Annotated in this window: 22 protein-coding genes; 19 read left to right on the top strand and 3 right to left on the bottom strand. The window is 68.8% G+C overall.

Features of this window, described 5'->3' with window-relative positions:
* The first annotated feature begins 83 nt into the window (after nucleotides 1–83).
* Nucleotides 84–317, top strand: coding sequence for an AbrB/MazE/SpoVT family DNA-binding domain-containing protein (locus ACYVDN_RS10165; protein ID WP_460571015.1), 234 nt, complete (start codon nucleotides 84–86; stop codon nucleotides 315–317).
* On the top strand, nucleotides 301–717 hold the full coding sequence (locus ACYVDN_RS10160; RefSeq protein WP_460571013.1) for a type II toxin-antitoxin system VapC family toxin: 417 nt from the start codon (nucleotides 301–303) through the stop codon (nucleotides 715–717). Before ACYVDN_RS10165 ends, ACYVDN_RS10160 begins: the two co-directional genes overlap by 17 nt.
* Here ACYVDN_RS10160 and ACYVDN_RS10155 read toward each other — a convergent pair.
* The gene (locus ACYVDN_RS10155) at nucleotides 714–1142 is read right to left on the bottom strand and encodes a hypothetical protein (protein WP_460571011.1); all 429 of its coding nucleotides are present in this window, start codon (nucleotides 1140–1142) and stop codon (nucleotides 714–716) included. The genes ACYVDN_RS10160 and ACYVDN_RS10155 overlap by 4 nt on opposite strands.
* Nucleotides 1143–1491: 349 nt before the next feature.
* Between ACYVDN_RS10155 and coaA the strand changes: the two genes are divergently transcribed.
* The 9 genes from coaA to ACYVDN_RS10110 all read left to right on the top strand — a co-directional run bounded on the left by coaA (nucleotide 1492) and on the right by ACYVDN_RS10110 (nucleotide 10241).
* On the top strand, nucleotides 1492–2433 hold the full coding sequence (gene coaA, locus ACYVDN_RS10150; protein ID WP_460571009.1) for a type I pantothenate kinase: 942 nt from the start codon (nucleotides 1492–1494) through the stop codon (nucleotides 2431–2433).
* A gap of 185 nt (nucleotides 2434–2618) precedes the next feature.
* The gene (gene glmS / locus ACYVDN_RS10145; protein ID WP_460571007.1) at nucleotides 2619–4466 is read left to right on the top strand and encodes a glutamine--fructose-6-phosphate aminotransferase; all 1848 of its coding nucleotides are present in this window, start codon (nucleotides 2619–2621) and stop codon (nucleotides 4464–4466) included.
* A 33-nt stretch (nucleotides 4467–4499) separates the two neighbouring features.
* Nucleotides 4500–4871, top strand: coding sequence for a holo-ACP synthase (locus tag ACYVDN_RS10140; protein WP_460571005.1), 372 nt, complete (start codon nucleotides 4500–4502; stop codon nucleotides 4869–4871).
* Complete coding sequence (gene alr / locus ACYVDN_RS10135) at nucleotides 4868–5992, top strand: alanine racemase (RefSeq protein WP_460571003.1); 1125 nt, start codon at nucleotides 4868–4870, stop codon at nucleotides 5990–5992. Before ACYVDN_RS10140 ends, alr begins: the two co-directional genes overlap by 4 nt.
* On the top strand, nucleotides 5979–6491 hold the full coding sequence (gene tsaE / locus ACYVDN_RS10130) for a tRNA (adenosine(37)-N6)-threonylcarbamoyltransferase complex ATPase subunit type 1 TsaE (protein WP_460571001.1): 513 nt from the start codon (nucleotides 5979–5981) through the stop codon (nucleotides 6489–6491). Before alr ends, tsaE begins: the two co-directional genes overlap by 14 nt.
* Before the next feature lie 57 nt (nucleotides 6492–6548).
* A complete protein-coding gene (gene tsaB / locus ACYVDN_RS10125) occupies nucleotides 6549–7169 on the top strand; it encodes a tRNA threonylcarbamoyladenosine biosynthesis protein TsaB (RefSeq protein ID WP_460570999.1) in 621 nt (206 codons plus the stop codon).
* A complete protein-coding gene (gene tsaD, locus ACYVDN_RS10120; protein WP_460570997.1) occupies nucleotides 7166–8719 on the top strand; it encodes a tRNA (adenosine(37)-N6)-threonylcarbamoyltransferase complex transferase subunit TsaD in 1554 nt (517 codons plus the stop codon). Before tsaB ends, tsaD begins: the two co-directional genes overlap by 4 nt.
* Before the next feature lie 213 nt (nucleotides 8720–8932).
* Nucleotides 8933–9430: a DUF4190 domain-containing protein gene (locus tag ACYVDN_RS10115; protein ID WP_460570995.1), complete on the top strand. Its 498-nt coding sequence runs from the start codon at nucleotides 8933–8935 to the stop codon at nucleotides 9428–9430.
* 106 nt (nucleotides 9431–9536) lie between these two features.
* Nucleotides 9537–10241 (top strand): DUF4190 domain-containing protein, encoded by a 705-nt coding sequence (locus ACYVDN_RS10110; protein ID WP_460570993.1) that lies wholly within the window; start codon nucleotides 9537–9539, stop codon nucleotides 10239–10241.
* A 25-nt stretch (nucleotides 10242–10266) separates the two neighbouring features.
* Here ACYVDN_RS10110 and ACYVDN_RS10105 read toward each other — a convergent pair whose 3' ends face one another.
* Nucleotides 10267–11454 carry a class I SAM-dependent methyltransferase gene (locus ACYVDN_RS10105; RefSeq protein WP_460570991.1) on the bottom strand — a complete coding sequence of 396 codons (1188 nt, stop codon included), beginning with the start codon at nucleotides 11452–11454 and terminating at the stop codon, nucleotides 10267–10269.
* Nucleotides 11455–11592: 138 nt separating this feature from the next.
* On the opposite strand from ACYVDN_RS10105, the gene groES reads away from it, so the two are divergent.
* The 7 genes from groES (at nucleotide 11593) to ACYVDN_RS10070 (ending at nucleotide 18477) form a co-directional block, all read left to right on the top strand.
* Complete coding sequence (groES, locus tag ACYVDN_RS10100; protein WP_170024899.1) at nucleotides 11593–11889, top strand: co-chaperone GroES; 297 nt, start codon at nucleotides 11593–11595, stop codon at nucleotides 11887–11889.
* 225 nt (nucleotides 11890–12114) lie between these two features.
* Nucleotides 12115–13104 carry an EamA family transporter gene (gene rarD / locus ACYVDN_RS10095; RefSeq protein WP_460570989.1) on the top strand — a complete coding sequence of 330 codons (990 nt, stop codon included), beginning with the start codon at nucleotides 12115–12117 and terminating at the stop codon, nucleotides 13102–13104.
* Nucleotides 13105–13159: 55 nt separating this feature from the next.
* On the top strand, nucleotides 13160–13540 hold the full coding sequence (locus ACYVDN_RS10090) for a hypothetical protein (protein WP_460570988.1): 381 nt from the start codon (nucleotides 13160–13162) through the stop codon (nucleotides 13538–13540).
* A gap of 281 nt (nucleotides 13541–13821) precedes the next feature.
* A complete protein-coding gene (gene guaB, locus ACYVDN_RS10085) occupies nucleotides 13822–15324 on the top strand; it encodes an IMP dehydrogenase (RefSeq protein ID WP_460572329.1) in 1503 nt (500 codons plus the stop codon).
* Nucleotides 15325–15668: 344 nt separating this feature from the next.
* Nucleotides 15669–16865, top strand: a complete 1197-nt coding sequence (locus tag ACYVDN_RS10080) for a thiolase family protein (RefSeq protein WP_460570987.1) — start codon at nucleotides 15669–15671, stop codon at nucleotides 16863–16865.
* Nucleotides 16862–17605, top strand: a complete 744-nt coding sequence (locus ACYVDN_RS10075) for an enoyl-CoA hydratase/isomerase family protein (protein WP_460570985.1) — start codon at nucleotides 16862–16864, stop codon at nucleotides 17603–17605. The genes ACYVDN_RS10080 and ACYVDN_RS10075 overlap by 4 nt, the downstream gene beginning before the upstream one ends.
* Entirely contained in the window at nucleotides 17602–18477 is an 876-nt protein-coding gene (locus ACYVDN_RS10070) for a 3-hydroxyacyl-CoA dehydrogenase family protein (protein WP_460570983.1), read from the top strand. Before ACYVDN_RS10075 ends, ACYVDN_RS10070 begins: the two co-directional genes overlap by 4 nt.
* A gap of 13 nt (nucleotides 18478–18490) precedes the next feature.
* On the opposite strand, the gene ACYVDN_RS10065 is transcribed toward ACYVDN_RS10070, so the two are convergent.
* Entirely contained in the window at nucleotides 18491–18874 is a 384-nt protein-coding gene (locus ACYVDN_RS10065; RefSeq protein WP_460572327.1) for a PaaI family thioesterase, read from the bottom strand.
* 210 nt (nucleotides 18875–19084) lie between these two features.
* On the opposite strand from ACYVDN_RS10065, the gene paaZ reads away from it, so the two are divergent.
* A complete protein-coding gene (gene paaZ, locus ACYVDN_RS10060; RefSeq protein ID WP_460570981.1) occupies nucleotides 19085–21166 on the top strand; it encodes a phenylacetic acid degradation bifunctional protein PaaZ in 2082 nt (693 codons plus the stop codon).
* Nucleotides 21167–21171: the final 5 nt, after the last annotated feature.

The following is a 21171-nucleotide window of genomic DNA, read 5'->3' as shown; positions in this document are numbered from 1 at the left end:
TGTCGCTTGCACGCGTGGAAGCGACACGATGCGACCACTTTCATGCCGGATCGGGGACGGTATCGCGATGGTATTCTGATGCCATGCTCACGACCATGGACAAGGCGGGCCGGGTGATCATCCCGGCTTCGTTGCGCGCCAGGCTCGGTCTGGTGCCCGGACCTGTCGACATCGTCACCGACGGTGCAGCGGTCATCATCGAGCCGGTTGCGGTCGATCGGCTGGTCGAGCGCGACGGTCGGCTGGTGATCGACGCGGAAGGCGAGGCTGTGACCGCCGACGACATCAGAGAGCTGCGCCTTGCCGACCAGCGCTGACCTGCTGCTCGACACGAGCGTCGCCGTCGCGCTCTCCCTCTCGACTCATGCCCGCCATGACGAAGCGATGACGCGCACGCGCGGCCAGGTCCTCGGGCTTGCCGGGCATGCCCAGTTCGAGACCTATTCGGTGCTCACCCGGTTGCCCGCCGAGCAGCGGTTGTCGGCCGGCTCAGCTCTGCGTCTCATCGAGACGAACTTCCCTCAGAGCTATCAACTGTCCGCGAAGGTCTCGTCGCATGCGCTGCGGACGCTTTCGGACGCAGGCATCCACGGCGGCACCGTCTACGACGGTTTGGTCGGGCTCGCCGCACGAGAAGCCGGTGTGATCCTGCTCACCTGCGACCGTCGTGCGCTCGCGACCTACTCGGCGCTCGGTGTGTCCGTGGAGTTCCTCTAGCCACCCCACGCGCCGAGGGTGACCCCGGGCGGCGCCGTTGCGCATGTGGCGTTCGACGGCACCACGAGCGCGTCGGCACGGATGCCCGCGCCGGTGCCCGCCGCCGTGACCTCGTAGACCAGGCCGTTCTGCACGTACGGGTCGGCGGAGTACTCGACGATGTCGGCGCTCACGTTCACATCCCCGGCGGCGTTGCTGCTCGTAACCTCCTTCAGCGTCAACCCCTGCGGCGGATGCGTCTTGAGAAAGTCCACGACCGCAGAGGGAGAGGCTCCGGGCACGATCCAGTATCCGGTGACATCCGCCATCGGCTCGCACCAGAAGTTCAGTGCCAGCGCTGAGGCCACGTCGTCGGGGCGGGTTGCGCTGGCCACCGCACCTGGTGGGACGACGACGTGGGCAAGGCGATCCTTCGCTGTGTCCATCGCGGCAACGTCAGGAGTGGTGCTCGGCGTGGGTGACGGGAACGTCGGGTCCTGCTCCGGGATGGGGATCGAGGGGGAGGCCGTAGGCGGATCTGTCGCCACGCCTGTTCTGCCCGATGCAGGCCCAGCGACCGCACAGCTTGTCAAAGAGGTGGCGAGGCCGACACTGCAGAAGATCGTGAGAACAAAGGTGATGGCTCGGCACCGAATACTCGATGCAAACACGGCACTCCAAACCGGATATCGATGGTTTCGACCGGCAGCGGTCGCGCCGTAGCCTAGTCGTTCGTCTATCAGCTCCGGCGGCCGGATTCAGTACCGCCGCGCGGTGACCCTAAACTTGTGGCCCATGGCGAAGCACGGTGACGAGCACACGACGCCGTTCCTCGAACTCTCCCGTTCTGACTGGGCGGATCTGGCGCAGAGCACCCCGCAACCTCTCACCGAGGCGGAGATCGTTCAGCTGCGCGGTCTCGGCGATCCGCTCGACCTGCGCGAGGTCGCGGAGGTCTACCTGCCGCTCAGTCGGCTGCTCAGCATGTACGCGGAGGGCACGCAGCGTCTGCACCGAGCCACGAGCGACTTCCTCGGAGAGCGCACCGGTCGCACGCCGTTCGTGATCGGCGTCGCCGGATCGGTGGCGGTCGGCAAGTCCACCACAGCACGCCTGCTGCGGGAGCTGCTCACCCGCTGGCCGACCACGCCGCACGTGCAGCTCGTCACGACCGACGGGTTCCTCTACCCGAACGCCGAGCTCGAACGACGTGGGCTCATGGAGCGCAAGGGCTTCCCCGAGTCCTACGACCAGAAGGCCCTGCTGCGTTTCGTCACCGCCATCAAGAGCGGCGCCGACGAGGTGCGTGCGCCCTTCTACTCCCACCTGAGCTACGACATCGTCCCGGATGCACAGGTCATCGTTCGCCATCCCGACGTGCTCATCGTCGAGGGGCTCAACGTGCTGCAGCCCGCGACAGGCAAGCGGCCACTCGCGGTGAGCGACCTGTTCGACTACAGCGTCTATGTGGATGCCCGACGACGAGACATCGAGCGCTGGTACGTCGAGCGGTTCCTGAAGCTCCAGCGCGGAGCCTTCGCCGACCCGAAGTCGTACTTCCACCGCTACGCGAGCCTCAACGAGGAGCAGGCGCGCGAGCGTGCGCTGTCGATCTGGCAGGCCATCAACGAACCGAACCTGCTCCAGAACATCCGGCCGACGCGCGCGCGCGCCAAGCTGGTGCTTCGCAAGGGCGGCGACCACACGGTGTCGTCCGTGCTCCTCCGCAAGCTGTAGCTGGTCGGCAGCCTCGTACCGTCTCGCGGCCTTCCCCGCCACCTCTCCTGCCCCGCCCCACCACCTCTCGCGACCGCCTCCGCCGCCAACCGCGCCACTTGCGGACTATTGCGCCAGCAGGGGTGGCGCAACAAAGCGCAAGTGGCGCAATAGCGAGGGAGGGGTCGCCGGTAGACTCGGACGCCATGTGCGGAATCGTCGGATACGTCGGCAGCGACCGGTCCCTTGAGGTGCTGCTCGGCGGGCTGAAGCGGCTGGAGTACCGCGGCTACGACTCCGCGGGCGTCGCTGTGATCGACGGATCCGGCGAGTTGAATGTCGCCAAGCGTGCCGGAAAGCTCAGCGTGCTCGAGGACGAGCTGCAGCGGCATCCGATCGCCGACGGCACCACCGGCATCGGCCACACGCGCTGGGCGACGCACGGCGGACCGACCGACCGCAACGCGCACCCGCACCTCGGCGACGACGGCAAGCTCGCGGTCATCCACAACGGCATCATCGAGAACTTCGCAGCGTTGCGGGAGGAGCTCGCGGGCGAGGGCTTCGAGTTCGCCAGCGAGACCGACACCGAGGTGGCCGCTCTGCTGCTCGGGCGCGAGTACCGCCGCACGGGTGACCTGGTCGAGGCCTTCCGCGCCGTGGCGTCCCGCCTCGACGGTGCCTTCACGCTGCTCGCCGTGCACCGCGACCGGCCCGGCGTCGTGGTCGGCGCCCGCCGCAACTCTCCGCTGGTGATCGGCCTGGGCGACGGCGAGAACTTCCTCGGCTCGGACGTCGCGGCCTTCGTCGAACACACCCATCGCGCCGTCGCGATCGGCCAGGACCAGATCGTGGTCATCACGCCGACGGACGTGACCGTCACAGACTTCGACGGGAACGGCGTCGATGTCGAGCCGTTCGAGGTGGCATGGGACGCCTCCGCCGCCGACAAGGGCGGCTGGTCCAGCTTCATGGCGAAGGAGATCGCTGAGGAGCCGGATGCCGTTGCCAACACGCTGCGCGGGCGCATCCACGACGACGCGGCGGTGATACCCGAGCTGGCGGACCTCGACGAGCTGCTCACCGACATCGACCGCATCACGATCATCGCCTGCGGCACCGCGTCGTATGCAGGGCAGGTCGGTGCGTACGCGATCGAGAAGTGGGCACGAATTCCGGTCGAGGTCGAGCTCAGCCACGAGTTCCGTTACCGCGACCCGGTCATCACGCCATCGACGCTGGTCGTATCGATCAGCCAGTCCGGCGAGACGATGGACACCCTGATGGCGGTGAAGTTCGCGCGCGAGGCCGGCGCGAAGACGCTGTCGATCTGCAACACGCAGGGCGCGACCATCCCTCGTGAGTCGGATGGCGCCGTGTACACGCACGCGGGGCCGGAGGTCGCCGTGGCGTCCACCAAGGCGTTCGTCGCGCAGATCACCGCGCTCTACCTCTTCGGACTGCACCTCGCCAGGTTGCGTGGCACGCTGTCGGCCGCCGAGCAGACCGCACACCTCGCAGAGCTCACCGCCATTCCGCGCAAGCTGGAGCGCGTGCTGGAGTCGAGCGACTCAGTCGCTCAGCTGGCGCGCTGGATGAGCGACACCCGCGCCGTGCTGTTCCTCGGCCGCCACGTCGGCTACCCGATCGCGCTGGAAGGCGCGCTCAAGCTCAAGGAGCTGGCGTACATCCATGCAGAGGGCTTCGCCGCCGGCGAGCTGAAGCACGGGCCGATCGCGCTCATCGAGCCCGGCCAGCCCGTCTTCGTCGTGGTGCCCAGCCCACGAGGTTCGGACGAGATGCACAAGAAGGTGGTCTCGAACATCCAGGAGATCCGCGCCCGCGGCGCCCGCGTGCTCGCGATCGCCGAGGAGGGCGACGCGTCCGTGCTGCCTTTCGCCGACGAAGTCGTGCGCATCCCGCTCGCCGGCCCGCTGTTCGAGCCGCTCCTGGCCGTCATCCCGTTGCAGATCTTCGCCATGGAGCTCGCTGCGGCGAAGGGTCTCGACGTCGACCAGCCTCGCAACCTGGCCAAGTCGGTCACGGTGGAGTAGCCAGCGGATGTCGCACACTCGACGAGGAACAGCGTGATCGCCGGCATCGGCGTCGACATCGTCGACCTCGCCCGCTTCGACCGCGCGATCGAGCGCACCCCCAAGCTGCTCACCCGGTTGTTCGCCGAGAGCGAACGAGGGCTGCCGATGCACTCGCTCGCCGCACGGTTCGCGGCGAAAGAGGCGGTCATCAAGGCGCTGGGTCGTCCAGACCTGGTCACCGCCATCGACGTCGAGGTGGTCAGTGACGAGCACGGCAATCCCGATCTCGTGCTGCACGGACGCGTCGGTGAGGTGGCGGCCGAGCGGGGAATCCTGCGCTGGCACCTCACCATGACTCACGACGCCGGGGTCGCGTGCGCGTTCGTCGTCGCGGAGTCCGGTGACGGCGGAGGTGAATCGTGAGCGAGCCCGCGCCGCTGCGTGAGGCCGTCATCGACCTCGACGCGGTGACCGACAACGTGCGCGTGCTGCGCGAGACGATCGGCACCGAGCACCTCATCGCTGTCGTCAAGGCGAACGCGTACGGGCACGGTGCGGTTCCCGTCGCACGCGCTGCTCTGGCCGGCGGAGCCGACCGGCTCGGCGTCGCCGACCTGGCGGAGGCGCACGAGCTGCGCGCAGCGGGCATCACCGCTCCCATGCTCGCCTGGCTGCACGACCCTGACGCGGACTTCGACCGTGCCATCGAAGCGCACGTGGAGATCGGGGTCTCCTCGCTCGAACAACTGCACTCGGCGAGGGATGCCGCAGCCCGAGTGGAACGCCCAGCGGTCATCCACCTCAAGCTCGACACCGGACTCAGCCGCAACGGCGTCCCGGCGGATGCCTGGCCCGGCGTCGTGCGCGCCGCCCGCGCAGCGGAGAACGACGGCCTCATACGCGTTGTCGGCGTCTTCAGCCACCTGTCCGGCACCTCGTCCGAGGCTGACCTCGAACAGGGTGCCGCCTTCGACCGCGGACTCGCGCAGGCATCCGCCGCCGGCCTCGACCCGGAACTCGTACACCTCGCCGCCAGCGGTGCGGCGCTCACGCTTCCCGCCACCAGGTACAACACGGTGCGCACGGGCATCACGATCTACGGACTCTCCCCGTTCCCCGAGCGCGAGCCGTCGGAGTTCGGGCTGCGTCCGGCGATGACGCTGCGCTCGCGCGTCGTCGCGGTGCGTCGCATCGAGCACGGTCAGGGCGTGTCGTACGGCCACACCTACCGCGCGAACGGCGCGACGAATCTCGCCCTCGTGCCGGTCGGCTATGCGGACGGCGTGCCGAGGCAGGCATCCGGTGCCGCTCCCGTGTCGATCGGTGGAGAGCGGTTCCTCATCGCCGGACGTGTCGCCATGGACCAGATTGTGATCGCAACCGACGACAGTCCCGTCGCGGTCGGCGACGAGGTGATCCTGTTCGGTGATCCTGCGACGGGCGCACCGAGCGCCGAGGACTGGGCGCGTGCAGCGGGAACGATCGGCTACGACATCGTGACAAGGCTCGGGGGGCGGGTGACGCGGCGCTATGTCGGCGGATGACGGGCGGATGCTCCTCGCCGGCACGCGCAGCATCGCGACCTCCGACGAGATGGAGGCGCTCGGACGCGAGCTCGCTGCTGTCGTGCACGCCGGCGACCTCCTGGTGCTCACCGGGCCGCTCGGTGCGGGAAAGACCACCCTCACGCGCGGCATCGGCGAGGGGATGAACGTACGCGGCCCCGTCACCAGCCCGACGTTCGTGCTGGCGCGCACGCATCCGTCGCTCTCCGGCGGAACCCCGCTCGTGCACGTCGACGCCTATCGCCTGACGGACGCGCTGGAGCTCGACGATCTCGACATCGACTTCGCGGAGTCGGTCGTCGTCGTGGAGTGGGGCAGTGGGATGCTCGACGGCGTCGTCGACTCGTGGCTCGACATCGTGATCGAACGGCCGACCGGTGCCGACGACGCGGGTGTCGATCCAGCCGACGATGCGGATGCCGCCCCTGAGGAACCCCGAACGGTCACGATCACCCCGCACGGCCCCCGCTGGGCCTGACTGGCGCACGACCCGTCGCTGGAAGTGGCACCGACCTCCGCTGACTACGCTGGAGGGATGCTCCTCGCCATCGACACCTCGGCAGGCACGTCCGTCGCCGTGGTCGACCGCGACGGCGGGGTGCTCAGCGAGCTGACGACGACCGACACCATGCGGCACGCCGAGGTGATCGGCGGCATGCTGCGGGATGCGCTGGCTCAGGCATCCATTGCGCCCTCACGCCTCTCCGGGGTCGTCGCCGGCATGGGGCCGGGGCCGTTCACCGGTCTGCGGGTGGGCATCGCCGCGGCGAAGGCGTTCGCGCTCGGTGCAGGCAAGCCCCTCGTGCCGATCGTCAGCCACGATGCCGTCGCGCTCGAGCGGTACGGCGCCGGCCACACCGGACCCCTCTTGGTCGTCACGGATGCCCGCCGCCGCGAGCTCTATTGGAGCGAGTACGGCGGGGTAGACGAACTCGGCATTCCGCTTCGCATCGGCGGCCCGGGGCTGTCGAAGCCGGCCGACCTGCCGCGCTCGGACCTGCCGAGGTACGACGCCGCATCGGTCTCCGCGGGGCAGCTCGGACTGCTCGCCGAGTGGCTCTTCGCGCACGGTCGTTCGTTCGCCGAGGACCGCCCGCTCTACCTGCGCTCGCCCGATATCACACCGTCGAGCGGTCCGAAGCGGGTCACGGCATGAGCCCGGATACGAACCGCGCGCCGGAGCTCAGGCGGGCCACCCTCGACGACCTCGACGCGATCATGGCGCTCGAGACGTCGACGTTCGTGACTGATGCCTGGTCGTCCGCCATGATGCGCAGCGAGCTCACCGGCGAGCACTCCCACTACCTGGTAGCCGTGCGCGACGGTCAGGTCGTCGGGTACGGGGGCCTGAGGTCGGTGCGTGGATCGTCGGATGCCGACATCCAGACGATCGCCGTCGCTCCTACGGCCCGCCGCGTGGGTCTCGGCCGCTCCCTGATGCTCGCGATGATCGACGAGGCAGAACGACGGGGCGCGGGCGAGGTGTTCCTCGAGGTGCGGGCCGACAACCCTGGCGCCCAGCGGCTGTACCGCTCGCTCGGATTCGAGCAGCTCGCCGTGCGCCCGCACTACTACCAGCCAGACGACGTCGACGCCCTCGTGATGCGGCTGACGCTCCCGGTTCTCGACTCCAGAGTGCACATGCCAGCGGGAGAGCCTTTGGTTCTCGGCATCGAGACGTCGTGCGACGAGACCGGCGTCGGCATCGTGCGCGGCACGCGCCTGCTCGCGAACGTGATCGCCTCGAGCATGGACGAGCACGCCCGCTACGGCGGCGTCGTGCCCGAGGTCGCCGCGCGGGCTCACCTGGAGGCGCTGGAGCCCACCATCAACGAGGCGGTGGCGCGCGCGGGCATCCGGCTCGACGAGATCGACGCCGTCGCCGTCACGAGCGGACCGGGACTCGCAGGCGCCCTGATGGTCGGAGTCGGCGCGGCGAAGGCGCTCGCCGTGGCGCTCGACAAACCCTTATACGGCGTGAACCACCTGGTCGGCCACGTCGGCGCCGACCTGCTCGACGCCGACGGCGGCGACGGTCGCGAGATCGAGCTGCCCACCATCGCGTTGCTGGTCTCCGGCGGGCACACGTCGCTGCTTCACGTGCGCAGCCTCACCGACGACGTCGAGCTTCTCGGCGAGACCATCGACGATGCTGCGGGCGAGGCCTTCGACAAGGTCGCCCGCGTGCTCGGCCTGCCCTACCCGGGAGGGCCGCAGATCGACCGGGTCGCGGCATCCGGCGATCCGAACGCCATTCGGTTCCCCCGCGGACTGACGCTTCCCAAGGACATGGCGAAGCATCGCTATGACTTCTCCTTCTCCGGACTCAAGACGGCCGTCGCCCGGTGGGTGGAGAAGCGGGAGGATGCCGGCGAGCCCGTTCCCGTCGCGGATGTCGCCGCGAGTTTCCGCGAGGCCGTCGTCGACGTGCTGCTGCGCAAGGCCGTGGCGGCGTGCGTCGACCGCGATGTGCCACGGCTCTTGCTCGGTGGCGGCGTGGTGGCGAACGCGCGCTTCCGGGAGCTGGCGAAGGAGCGAGCAGAGACAGCCGGCATCGACCTGCGCATCCCGGCGCTGTCGCTCTGCACCGACAACGGCGCGATGATCGCGGCTCTCGCTGCCCAGCGGATCACCGCAGGCCATGCGCCGAGCGGCCTCGACTTCGGCGCAGACTCGACGCTCCCCGTGACCGACGTGCAGGTCTGAGCCCCCGCACAGGCATCGTCGACCCACGCCGTGAGGCCGCAAGGTCGCATTATGTGATGTTGCGATGGATGACACGCCATGCCGCGGCACCCGTTGACACTCCAATCCCGTGATGTCAGAGTTGGCATACACAGCTTTCGCTCAGGAAACATGATGAGCGAATCCATGATGTGGATCTATAGAGGTCCGCTCCATCCGAAAGGATCAACGAATATGTCCGATCCCAACGCTCCGCAGAATCCGTCCGGCACCCCGCAACAGCCCGTGCCGCCGCAGCAGCCGGTGCCGCCGCAGCAGCCGGCCGCCCCGCAGCAGCCTCCGGCGTATGGCGCGCCGCAGCAGCCGCCCCCGCCGCAGCCGCCCGTTCCGCCGCAGGCACCGCCCGCGCCCAACTACGGCGCTCCCGCAGCTCCCGCCGCCCCGCAGTACGGCCAGCCGTACGCGCCCGTGGCGCAGAAGTCACCGATCCTCAGCATCCTGTCGCTGATCGGCGGCATCATCGGCATCGTCGGATCGTTCTTCTACTTCGGAGGACTTTTCGCGATCGCCGCCGTCGTGCTCGGCTTCATCGGCCGCAGCAAGGAGCCGCAGGCCAAGGGATTCTGGCTGACGGGTATCATCCTCGGCTTCGTCGCGATCGTGATCGAGATCATCTGGGTCATCGTCATCGTCGCCATCCTGGCCTCGGTGGGCAACTCGCTCACGTACTGATCTGCGCAGATGAGGCGGGCCGTCGACAAGGCGGCCCGCCTCATCGACGCCGTCGCGCTGCACGGCCGCACCACCGGTCGGGGCGACACCAGAAGGGAACAAGTTCATGTCCGATCCGAACGTTCCGCAGAACCCCGAGCAGGTTCCGTCGGCGTCTCAGCCTCCCGTGCCGCCCGAGCAGCCTCCTGTTCCGCCTGAACAGCCTCCCGTTCCTCCGCAGACGCCACCGGCGCCCGAGCAGCCTCCCGTGCCGCCGCAGCCGCCGGTTCCTCCCACACCGCAGGCGCCCCAGTACGGCGCCCCCCAGCAGCCGCCGACCTACGGGCCGCCGCAGCCGCCCGTTCCGCCGCCTGCGCCGCAGCCGCCGTATGGCACTCCGCAGCAGCCGTACGGTGCCCAGCCGCAGTCGCCGTACGGTGCCCCGCAGCAGCCGTATGGCGCACCCCAGCAGCCCTATGGCGCACCGCAGTCACCGTACGGTGCCCCGCAGCAGCCGTACGGTCAGCCGGTCTACGGCGCCCCGCAGTACGGCCAGCCGTACGCGCCCGTCGCGCCGAAGTCGCCCGTGCTGAGCATCCTCGCCCTGATCGGTGGCATTCTCTCGGTCGTCTCGCTCGGCTGGGGTGTGCTGTTCGGTATCGCCGCCATCATTCTCGGCTTCCTCGGCAAGAGCCGCGAGCCGCAGGCCAAGGGGATGTGGCTGACCGGCATCATTCTCGGCTTCGTCTCGGTCGGGCTGATCCTGCTCTGGATCTTCTTCATCGTCCTCGGCATCATCGCTTCGGCAAGCGTCAACTACGGCTCGTACTGAGTCCGCGAGCTGATCCGGCGAAGCGTCAGCAGCGTTCGACGAGCAGCGCCGCGTGGCGCGCGCCGATTCGCGTGAGGACCAACGTCGCCGATCGGTCGCCCTTCAGCCTCAATCGGCTTCGGAGGGCGGCCGGATCGACATCCGCCCCGCGCTTCTTGATCTCGAGGATGCCGATGCGGCGCGTCGCCAGGGCGGCGCGCAGCTCCGACTCCTTGTAAGGGAGTTCCTCGAGCACCCGGAAGGCCGTCGCGAAGGGCGTCCGCGTGGGATCGTCGGCCGTGAGGTAGGCGATGTCGTGGCGCAGCATCCGTGCGTCCAGCTGCCGGGCGAGGTCGCCGATCAAGCGGGCGCGGATGACGGAGCCATCGGGCTCGTAGAGGTACGCGCCGAGGTCTCCGGCGGGCTCATCGGCCGCGACATCCGCGCCGGTGAGCTCTGCGGCGCCATCCTGCCCGATCACGAGGGCGGCGCGGCGAATGCCCTCGCGTGCCAGCTCTCCGGTCCAGACGCCGACTTCGACCACCTGGCCGTCGACCGAGACCCACTGCGCCTCGGCATCGCGCGGCAGGAGGGACCGGTCGATCCCAGGGCCGAGCTTGACGCCGACGGGCAGGCGATCGGCCAGCCCGAACACGAAGTCGAGGCCGGGGGACCACTCTGCTGGGTCCGCGAGGCGTCTCGTTGCGGAGTGGCCGGAAGTGCGTCGTGCCGGATCGAGGTATGCGGCATCCTGGCCCGCGAGGTCGACCTCTTCGGCGCGTGCGTTCAGCACGGTCGTGCCAGGGAAGGGTGCGAGGTTGTAGCTCGCGATCGCCGCGGTAACCTCGTCGGCGTCGACGGCCGTCACCTGCAGTTCGAGCGCTGCCATGGCCATCGCGTCACCGCCGATGCCGCAGCCCAGATCGGCGACTCGGGTGAAGCCCGCCTGGGCGAACCGTGCCGCGTGCCGTGCGGCGACGGAGAGCCTCGTCGCCTGCTCGAGCCCCGCCTCGGTGAAGAGCATGCGCGAGGCGAACGGGCCGAACTTGGCGGCCGCCTTTCCGCGAAGCTTCGACTGCGTGAGCACCGTCGCGACGAGCGATGCAGGATGCCCCTGCTTGCGCAACGCGCTCACCGTGCGCACCACGTCCGCCGCGCTCTCGTACGGAGGAAGGGAGTCGAGCAGAGCGAGACCCTCGGGGCTCAGCAGTTCGACCAGTTCCGCACGTTCCACTGCGCCAACCTATCGCGCGCCCCCGAGGGTGGCACTCACGTTGCGAGAGTGCCAACCGTGCGCCTACACTCTCATTAGCACTCTCACTGTCAGTGTGCTAACCACGTCTTCAGTACAAAGTACAGAAAGAGGTCAACCGTGTCGGTCTCCATCAAGCCGCTCGAGGATCGCATCGTTATCAAGCAGGTCGAGGCTGAGCAGACCACTGCGTCGGGTCTTGTCATCCCCGACACCGCCAAGGAGAAGCCGCAGGAGGGCGAGGTCATCGCTGTCGGCCCCGGCCGCATCGACGACAACGGCAACCGCGTGCCGCTCGACGTGAACGTCGGCGACAAGGTTCTCTACTCGAAGTACGGCGGAACCGAGGTCAAGTTCGGTGGCGACGAGTTCCTCGTGCTGTCGGCCCGCGACGTGCTGGCGGTCATCGAGCGCTGACGCTTGCGAGCGCGTCTGACGCGCACACTGCTTCGAAGAGGTCCGGATGCCTGTGCATCCGGACCTCTTTCGTCCCCCGCCGTTCGTCCCTCTCCTCTACAGCGCCACTTGCGCTCTATAGCGCCAGCTGGAGTGGCGCAGTAGAGCGCAAGTGGCGCTGGTAGGGGGTCCCGACGGCAGAGCGGCCGAACGAACACCGAATCGAATAGCGAATACGATGAGCCGGTGCCTTCCGCCTCCACGCCAGTAGCGCGCGACTCCTCGAGCGAGCCGCTCAGCTCGCGCGGACTCGGCTTCGGCATCGCCGCCTACGTGCTCTGGGGCTTCCTGCCGATCTACTTCATCGCGCTCGAGCCGGCAGGGCCGTTCGAGATCGTCGCATGGCGGGTGGTCTTCTCGCTGGTGTTCTGCGCCATCGCTCTCGCCGTGACACGTGCGTGGCGCGCATTCGGCGCCATCCTGCGTCGGCCCCGCATCGTGCTCATCATGGGCGTCGCCGGCGTGCTCATCTACATCAACTGGCAGACATACGTGTACGCCGCGTTGTCCGGTCAGGTGGTCGAGGCGTCACTCGGCTACTTCATCAACCCGATCGTCACGATCTTCCTCGGCGTGATCATCCTGCGGGAGCGTCTTCGCCTGACCCAGTGGATCGCGATCGGCATCTCGATCGTCGCCGTCGTGGTGCTCACGGTCGGCTACGGCCAGCTGCCGTGGATCGCTCTCGTGCTCGCCTTCTCGTTCGGCTTCTACGGTCTCGTCAAGAAGCAGGTCGGAAAGGACGTGGATGCCGTCAGCGGGCTCACCCTCGAGACCGCGTGGCTCACCCCGATCGCCATCATCCAGCTGGTCGTCGTCGGCCTGACGACCGGCATCACGTTCGGCCACGGGAGTGTGTGGCACTCGATCGCCATCGTCGGCGTCGGTGTGGTGACGGCTGTTCCGCTGCTGCTGTTCGCGGCGGCCTCCAGGCGCCTGCCGCTCGTCGTGATGGGGTTCATCCAGTACTTCGCTCCCGTCCTGCAGTTCCTCGTCGGCGTCGCGATCCTGCACGAGCCGATGTCGCCGGAGCGGTGGTTCGGCTTCGCGCTGGTGTGGGTGGCGCTCATCATGCTCACGGTGGACATGGTCGTCACCGTGCGGCGCGAGCGCGCAGCCGGTCGCGAGCTTCCCGACGCCACCGATGCCGTGTCTGGCGACGTGCTGCCGGAGTGAACTCCTTTCCTCCGGCCTGGGAGCGTTCGTCGGGGGACCGGCGCATAGTTGAGTCATGTCCCTGGCCGAGCTGGCGCTGCTGTGCGCGGTTCTCCTCGCGAACATCGCGGAGACCATCGCGCTCACCACGTATCGGCGCGCGGTGCGCGGATCCCACGTGCGCTACGTCTGGCGCTCCCGGTACATCATCTTCTCCCTCGTGGTCGCGGTGCTGGCTCTCGTTCTTGCGGTGATCGACGCGGCGAACGGCGACACCGCGTTCGCGGCTCTGTGGCTGGCCATCACGGCGATGCGCGTCGTGACGCTCATCCTGAACCGCGACAAGGATGACGACGACTGGTTCAAGAAGGCCGGACGCGGCATCCGTTCGGCGGTCAAGAAGGCGGTGGCAGCTCTCACGCCCCAGCCTGGTGCTGTCGCTCCCGCGCCGGCCTGAGCAGCAGGGATGACCGTGAGCGATGACCGGCGGGGATGACCGGGCCGGGCATCCGCACATCCGAGCACAGCACCCGGAATTCTGCCAAGGTCGCTGGCGTTACCATGGATCATCCGATCGCGCCGGTGCAGGGGGATTGCACCACGATCCGCCCGCCCGACGCCGAGGGTGACGGCAGCAGCAGCACCACGACTCGCGTGGCCCGACCGCGTTCGACGACCTCGACACCGGGCGTACGCACGGACAGCGCAAGCGACAGCTTCAGTGCAGACAGGGGAGAGATGGACCAGGCGGACCCGTTCGGCTTCATGGGATTGACCTACGACGACGTGATGCTGCTTCCCGCGCATACCGACGTGATTCCGAGTGAGGCCGACACGTCCTCGCGGCTCTCCAAGCGCATCACCGTCGCGACGCCGCTGCTCTCCAGCGCGATGGACACCGTCACCGAGGCGCGCATGGCCATCGCCATGGCTCGACAGGGCGGCCTCGGCGTTCTGCACCGCAACCTCTCGATCGAAGACCAGGCGACCATGGTCGACAAGGTCAAGCGCAGCGAGTCAGGCATGGTCAGCAACCCGGTCACCACGACGCCCGAGGCGACCGTTGCGGAGGTCGACGCCCTGTGCGGCCAGTTCCGCGTCTCCGGACTCCCCGTCGTGGACGCGGACGGCACGCTCGTCGGCATCATCACGAACCGCGACATGCGCTTCGTGTCCCAGTTCGAGAAGTCGACGACCCTCGTGCGCGACGTCATGACGACGACACCGCTGATCACCGCACCGGTCGGCGTTGACCCCGACTCGGCGATCGCCATCTTCGCCCAGCACAAGATCGAGAAGCTTCCGCTGGTCGACGCGGCGGGCAAGCTTCGCGGCCTCATCACCGTGAAGGACTTCGACAAGAGCGAGAAGTATCCGGACGCCACGAAGGATGACGAGGGTCGGCTCCGTGTCGGCGCCGCGGTCGGCTTCTTCGGCGACGCGTGGGATCGCGCGATGAGCCTCGTCGACGCGGGTGTCGACGTGATCGTGGTCGACACCGCGAACGGCGACAGCAAGGGCGTGCTCGAGATCATCCACCGTCTGAAGCACGAGCCCCGTGCGGCGCACGTCGACATCATCGGCGGCAATGTCGCGACCCGCTCAGGCGCCCAGGGACTCATCGACGCGGGCGCCGACGCGATCAAGGTCGGCGTCGGCCCTGGCTCCATCTGCACGACCCGCGTCGTTGCCGGTGTCGGCGTTCCGCAGGTGACGGCCGTCTACGAGGCATCCCTCGCCGCGCGCGCTGCAGGCGTTCCGCTCATCGCGGACGGCGGCCTGCAGTACTCGGGCGACATCGCCAAGGCGCTCGTCGCGGGCGCGGACACCGTGATGCTCGGCTCGCTGCTCGCCGGCTGTGACGAGAGCCCTGGAGATCTGGTCTTCGTGAACGGCAAGCAGTTCAAGAACTATCGCGGCATGGGATCGCTCGGCGCCCTCCAGACCCGCGGCAAGAAGACGTCGTACTCGCGCGACCGCTACTTCCAGGCGGATGTCCCGAGCGACGACCAGCTGATCCCCGAGGGTATCGAGGGACGCGTCGCCTACCGGGGTCCACTCGCATCGGTGGCCTACCAGCTCACGGGCGGCCTGCGACAGTCGATGTTCTATGTCGGCGCGCGCACCATTCCGGAGCTCAAGGAGCGCGGCAAGTTCGTGCGCATCACCCCGGCGGGCCTCAAGGAGTCGCACCCTCACGACATCCAGATGGTCGTCGAGGCGCCGAACTACACCCGCTGAGGCGGGGCTTCCGACTGCCGCGTCCTCCCGCCCCTCCATGGGCCCCGGAGCGCGCGGCGTAGATGCGCGCGTCTCGAAACCCGTGGCGCCACTATGGGTGGGTTTCGAGACGCGCCGCTTCGCGGGGCTCCTCAACCCGCGGTGGACGCTCACTTCGCGGAGCTACCGGTTGCCGCCAGCGCTCGCGCGTGCGTCACTGAGCCCGATTGACCGCGTGCGGTCGCTCTGTCAGAATTACTACCCGAACGGTCGGTAATGTAATCGAGATCGTTCGCGACTCGTGAATGCCGATCCGACGGGTATGGCGGTGCGGTGAGTCCTGGCGCGGTGAAGGGCGGGCGACGATGGCCGACGCATTCCTCGTCTCCGGCGTGCGAACGCCGGTCGGACGGTACGGCGGAGTGCTCTCAGGTGTGCGTCCTGACGACCTCGCCGCACTCGTCGTGCGGGAGGTCATCGATCGAGCCGGCCTGCCTGTGGATGCCATCGACGAGGTGATGCTCGGTGCGGCGAACCAGGCAGGGGAGGACAACCGCAACGTCGCGCGCATGGCGGTGCTGCTCGCCGGTCTGCCCGATCAGGTGCCGGGCGTGACGATCAACCGGCTCTGTGCATCCGGGCTCTCCGCCGTCACCATGGCCGCCCAGGCCGTGCGGGCGGGCGATGCCGATGTCGTCGTGGCAGGCGGCGTCGAGTCGATGAGCAGGGCCCCGTGGGTGCAGGCGAAGCCGGAACGGGCGTTCGCGAAGCCGGGCGCCCAGTTCGACACGTCGATCGGGTGGCGCTTCGTGAATCCCGCGATCGCCGCCCGTGACAAGGCGACGTTCTCGATGCCCGAGACGGCGGAAGAGGTCGCCAGGGTCTACGGCGTGAGCCGTGAGGATGCCGATGCCTTCGCCCTGCGCAGCCACCGGCGTGCCGTCGCGGCGATCGACGCAGGCCGCTTCGACGACGAGCTCGTCGCGGTACCGACGCGGTCCGGTCTCGTCGCCGTCGACGAGGGTCCGCGCCGTGACACGAGCCTGGAAGCGCTGGCTGGCCTGCGGCCCGTCGTGGCAGGGGGATCGGTGGTGACGGCCGGCAACTCCAGCGCGCTGAACGACGGCGCCTCTGCCGTGATCGTCGCCAGCGCGGAGGCCGTCGAGCGTTACGGTCTCGTGCCGCGCGCTCTGGTGACTGCCGGCGCGAGCGTCGGTGTCGCTCCCGAGGTGATGGGCATCGGCCCGGTGCCTGCGACGCGCAAGACACTGCAGCGCAGCGGGCTGACGATCCATGAGCTGGACGCGGTCGAGTTGAACGAGGCGTTCGCGACGCAGTCGCTGGCCGTGATGCGCGAGCTGGGGCTGGATGACACGAAGGTGAACGCAGACGGCGGGGCGATCGCGCTCGGGCATCCGCTCGGCTCAAGCGGCTCGCGACTCGTGGTCACCCTGCTGGGGCGCATGGAGCGAGAGGATGCCCGCTACGGCCTGGCCACGATGTGCGTCGGAGTCGGTCAGGGCTCCGCGCTGATCATCGAGCGGGTGGGCGGCGCAGCATGAACTCCCCAACCACCATCCGCGTCGAGGGGGGCGCCGATCGCGTCACCGTGATGCTGAACCGCCCCGAGGTGCGCAACGCGATCGACCGCCGCATGGTGGATGAGCTGCACGACGTGTGCGCCGAGTTGGAGCGGGATCCCAGGATCCTCATCGTCGCGGGTGGCGACGGTGTGTTCGCGTCGGGTGCCGACATCGCCGAGATGCGGGAGCGCACGGCGGAGGACGCGCTCGCCGGCATCAACATGAACCTGTTCATCCGCATCGCCGCGCTGCCGATGCCGGTCATCGCCGCCGTCGACGGTTACGCCCTAGGTGGTGGTGCCGAGCTGGCGTACGCCGCGGATTTCCGCATCGGGACGCCACGCACGGTGTTCGGCAACCCGGAGACGGGGCTCGGCATCATCGCGGCGGCCGGGGCGTCCTGGCGGCTGCGGGAGCTCGTAGGCGAGCCCCTTGCGAAGCAGGTGCTGCTCGCCGGCCGCAGACTCTCGGCGCAGGAGGCGCTCGCCGCGGGGCTGCTCGGCGAGGTGGTCGAGCCTTCGGAACTGATGGCGGCCGCGAACGCGCTCGCGGACCGCATCACGGCGCTGGACCCTGCGGCGACCCGTGCCACCAAGGCGGTGTTCGCTGCGCCAAGGAACGAGCATCCACGTGTTGATCTCGAGGCGCAGGCTGTGCTGTTCGAGTCGCCGGAGAAGCGGCGCCGCATGACGGAATTCCTCGAACGGAGGAACCGGTGACGACTGTGTCGCACGAAGAGCTGCCCGCCGCGGTCGGAGTGCTCGGCGGGGGCACGATGGGTGCGGGCATCGCGCACGCGTTCCTGGTCGCCGGATGCCGCGTCTACGTCGTCGAGCGAGATGCTGAGCTGTGCTCTGCGGCATCCGCCAGGGTGCTGCGCGCCGCAGCCGCGAGCGTCGAACGAGGCACCACGACGGAGACCCTCGACGCGCTGAGCGCTCGGCTCACGGCAACGACGGACGACTCCGCCTTCGCCGGGTGCGGCCTTGTGGTCGAGGCTGTGCCGGAGTCGTTCGAGCTGAAGGTCGCGTCCCTCGCGCGCGTCCGTGCCGCAGCGCCGCAGGCGGTGATCGCGAGCAACACGTCGTCCATCTCGATCGACGACCTCGGTGCGACCCTCGGCGACGCCTCCCGGTTCCTCGGGCTGCACTTCTTCAACCCGGTGCCCGCGTCGAAGCTCATCGAGGTGGTGTGGGGGAGCGCGACCTCACCAGCGGTGGTCGAGGTGGCGCAGGGCTGGGTCACCGCGATCGGCAAGACCGCTGTGACGGTGCGAGATGCGCCGGGGTTCGCTTCCAGCCGCCTCGGCGTCGCGCTCGGACTCGAGGCGATCAGGATGCTCGAGGAGGGCGTCGCGAGCCCTGAAGACATCGACGCGGCCATGGAGCTCGGGTACCGTCATCCGGTCGGGCCGCTGCGGCTCACGGACATCGTCGGTCTCGACGTGCGGCTCGGTATCGCCGAATACCTCTACGAGCAGCTCGGCGAGCGGTTCGCACCACCTCGGCTGTTGCGCGACAAGGTCGCCGCGGGGGAGCTGGGGCGCAAGAGCGGACGCGGATTCTACGAATGGCCGGAGGCCGCGAGGTGATCCGACGGCGGCATTACCCCTCGAGAACCTCAGGGCGCCGCTCGATCTGCGGGGCCGCGTCGACGATGAGGTTCGTGATGCGTGCCGTGCAGAGCAGGCGGCCGTCATCGTCGGTGATCGTCACCGCATGCGAGGTCACGCGGCGGCCGAGGCTGATCGCCTGGGCGACGCCTGTGACGCGTCCCGATCGTGCCGAGCGGTGGTGGGTCGCGTTGATGTCGATGCCGACCGCCGACTTTCCCGGTCCGGCATGGATGACCGCAGCCCACGAGCCCAGCGCTTCGGCGAACGCCACGGATGCCCCACCGTGGAGCATCCCGAACGACTGGCGGTTGCCCTCGACGGGCATGGTCGCGACCACGCGCTCCGCTGACTGCTCCACGATCTCGACGCCCATCTTGACGTCGAGTTCGCCGAGCACGATGCGCCACGTGCCGTCGTCACCTGTCGTGCCCGCCGTTGCGTCCGTCACGGTCGCAGGCTACCAGCGCCACCGCCCACACTCCCCGCGAGACTGCGTCCCCACGCCATCACAGCGGGTCAACCCCGCACGTTCGGCGCGGGCGTGCAGTCTCGCGGGATCTTCGCGCCGACAAGGAGGCATCCGATGACCGACATTCTGCCCAGCTACGTGCAGGGTTCGTGGTGGACCCCTGTCGACGGCGCCGCGGATGACCCCGACGTCGTCACCGTGCGCGACGCGTCGACCGGGGAGCCCGTCACCCGGGTGAGCACCGCGGGACTCGACCTTGCAGGGGCCCTCGAGTACGCGCGGACGACGGGTCAGGCATCCCTCGGCCGCCTCACGTTCCACCAGCGCGCGCTTCTCCTCAAGCAGTTCGCGCAAGCCCTCACCGCGCGCAAGGACGAGCTGTACGAACTCTCCGCCCGCACCGGCACCACGAAGACGGATGCCATGGTCGACATCGACGGAGGCATCGGCGTGCTGTTCACCTACTCGTCGAAGGGCAGGCGCGAGCTGCCGAATACGCAGCTCGTCGTCGACGGACCGCCAGAGCAGCTGTCGAAGGACGGTACATTCCTCGGGCGGCATGTATTCTCGCGGTTGCCCGGTGTCGCTGTGCAGATCAATGCGTTCAACTTTCCGGTCTGGGGATCGCTGGAGAAGTTCGCGCCCGCATTCCTCGCCGGGGTGCCGTCGCTCGTGAAGCCCGCGACGCCCACGGGGTACCTCGCAGAGGCGTACGTGCGCATCCTGGTCGAGTCGGGGCTGCTCCCGGACGGCACCCTGCAGCTCGTCTCCGGCAGTGTTCCCGGCCTGTTCGATGCGCTCAGACTGGGCGACATCGTGTCGTTCACCGGCTCGGCGTCGACCGCGGCAGGGCTGCGTGCCAACGACAGCGTTCAGACCGGTGGTGTGCGGTTCACGAGTGAGACCGACTCGATCAATGCCTCGGTGCTCGGCATGGATGCCGCACCGGGCACCCCCGAGTTCGACGCGTTCGTGCGGGGAGTCGTCACCGAGCTCACGGTGAAGGCCGGTCAGAAGTGCACGGCGATCCGCCGCATCATCGTGCCGGAGCGGACTCGCGGTGCTGTGATGGCCGCGATCGGGGACAGGATCGCGCAGCGCATCGTGGTCGGCGATCCTCGCGCGGACGGCGTCACGATGGGACCGCTGGCCTCCACCGAGCAGCGCACCGAGGTGCTGCGCCAGGTCGGGCGGCTTCTCGACGCAGGTGGACGTCTCGTGCTCGGGTCGCTCGACGTGCCGGAGGTGGTCCGAGCCGACGGCAGTCACGGGGTCGACCCCGACGGCGCGTTCGTCGCGCCCATGCTGCTCGAGTTCGAGGACGCGTGGACCGATGCGGTGCACAGCGTCGAGGCCTTCGGGCCGATCGCGAGCGTGATCGGCTACACGGGCACAGCGGATGCCGTCGCACTCGTCGCCGCCGGACGCGGTTCTCTGGTGACGAGCGTGGCGTCGCACGACCCGGCAGAGGTCGTCGACCTGGTGAGCGGCATCGCCGCCTACAACGGCCGCGTGCTCGTGATCGATCGAGAGGATGCCCGTACCTCGACGGGACACGGATCGCCCGTCCCGCATCTGGTGCATGGCGGGCCAGGCCGGGCAGGCGGCGGCGAGGAGCTGGGAGGCATCCGTGCCGTCCTGCACCACATGCAGCGCGCCGCGATCCAGGGCTCGCCCGACATGCTGACGGCGATCACCGGCGTGTGGCACGCCGGCGCAACAGTTCGTTCGGCGTCGGAGCAAGGGGAGCGGCATCCGTTCCGAAAGCCGCTGTCGGAGCTCCGCATCGGCGACCGGGTGTCGTCGGAGTCGCGTGAGGTCAGCCTCGACGACATCGAGCATTTCGCCCACTTCACCGGCGACACCTTCTACGCGCACATGAATGAGGAGGCCGCGGCGGCGAACCCGTTCTTCCCTGGGCGAGTCGCTCACGGATACCTGCTCGTCTCTTTCGCAGCGGGTCTTTTCGTCGATCCCGATCCGGGGCCGGTGCTGGCGAACTACGGGCTCGAGAACCTGCGCTTCCTGACACCGGTGTCGCCGGGAGACAGCATCCGAGTCGACCTGACGGCCAAGCAGATCACGCCGCGCGAGGCGGACGACTACGGCGAGGTGCGCTGGGACGCCGTGCTCACCAACCAGCGCGACGAGACGGTCGCCACCTACGACGTGCTCACTCTCGTCGCGAAGGAGTAGCGCTC

This window comes from Humibacter soli (assembly GCF_054779035.1).
Note: the sequence above shows the minus strand (reverse complement) of the source record. Positions and strands in the feature narration are given on the sequence as shown.

Bases quoted from the DNA above. Each gene is read 5' to 3' on its own strand.
- ACYVDN_RS10165 (WP_460571015.1), top strand. From the start codon at position 84: ATGCTCACGACCATGGACAAGGCGGGCCGGGTGATCATCCCGGCTTCG.
- ACYVDN_RS10155 (WP_460571011.1), bottom strand. From the start codon at position 1,142: ATGGACACAGCGAAGGATCGCCTTGCCCACGTCGTCGTCCCACCAGGT.
- coaA (WP_460571009.1), top strand. From the start codon at position 1,492: ATGGCGAAGCACGGTGACGAGCACACGACGCCGTTCCTCGAACTCTCC.
- glmS (WP_460571007.1), top strand. From the start codon at position 2,619: ATGTGCGGAATCGTCGGATACGTCGGCAGCGACCGGTCCCTTGAGGTG.
- tsaE (WP_460571001.1), top strand. From the start codon at position 5,979: ATGTCGGCGGATGACGGGCGGATGCTCCTCGCCGGCACGCGCAGCATC.
- tsaB (WP_460570999.1), top strand. From the start codon at position 6,549: ATGCTCCTCGCCATCGACACCTCGGCAGGCACGTCCGTCGCCGTGGTC.
- tsaD (WP_460570997.1), top strand. From the start codon at position 7,166: ATGAGCCCGGATACGAACCGCGCGCCGGAGCTCAGGCGGGCCACCCTC.
- ACYVDN_RS10115 (WP_460570995.1), top strand. From the start codon at position 8,933: ATGTCCGATCCCAACGCTCCGCAGAATCCGTCCGGCACCCCGCAACAG.
- ACYVDN_RS10110 (WP_460570993.1), top strand. From the start codon at position 9,537: ATGTCCGATCCGAACGTTCCGCAGAACCCCGAGCAGGTTCCGTCGGCG.
- ACYVDN_RS10090 (WP_460570988.1), top strand. From the start codon at position 13,160: ATGTCCCTGGCCGAGCTGGCGCTGCTGTGCGCGGTTCTCCTCGCGAAC.
- guaB (WP_460572329.1), top strand. From the start codon at position 13,822: ATGGACCAGGCGGACCCGTTCGGCTTCATGGGATTGACCTACGACGAC.
- ACYVDN_RS10080 (WP_460570987.1), top strand. From the start codon at position 15,669: ATGGCCGACGCATTCCTCGTCTCCGGCGTGCGAACGCCGGTCGGACGG.
- ACYVDN_RS10075 (WP_460570985.1), top strand. From the start codon at position 16,862: ATGAACTCCCCAACCACCATCCGCGTCGAGGGGGGCGCCGATCGCGTC.
- ACYVDN_RS10065 (WP_460572327.1), bottom strand. From the start codon at position 18,874: ATGGGCGTCGAGATCGTGGAGCAGTCAGCGGAGCGCGTGGTCGCGACC.
- paaZ (WP_460570981.1), top strand. From the start codon at position 19,085: ATGACCGACATTCTGCCCAGCTACGTGCAGGGTTCGTGGTGGACCCCT.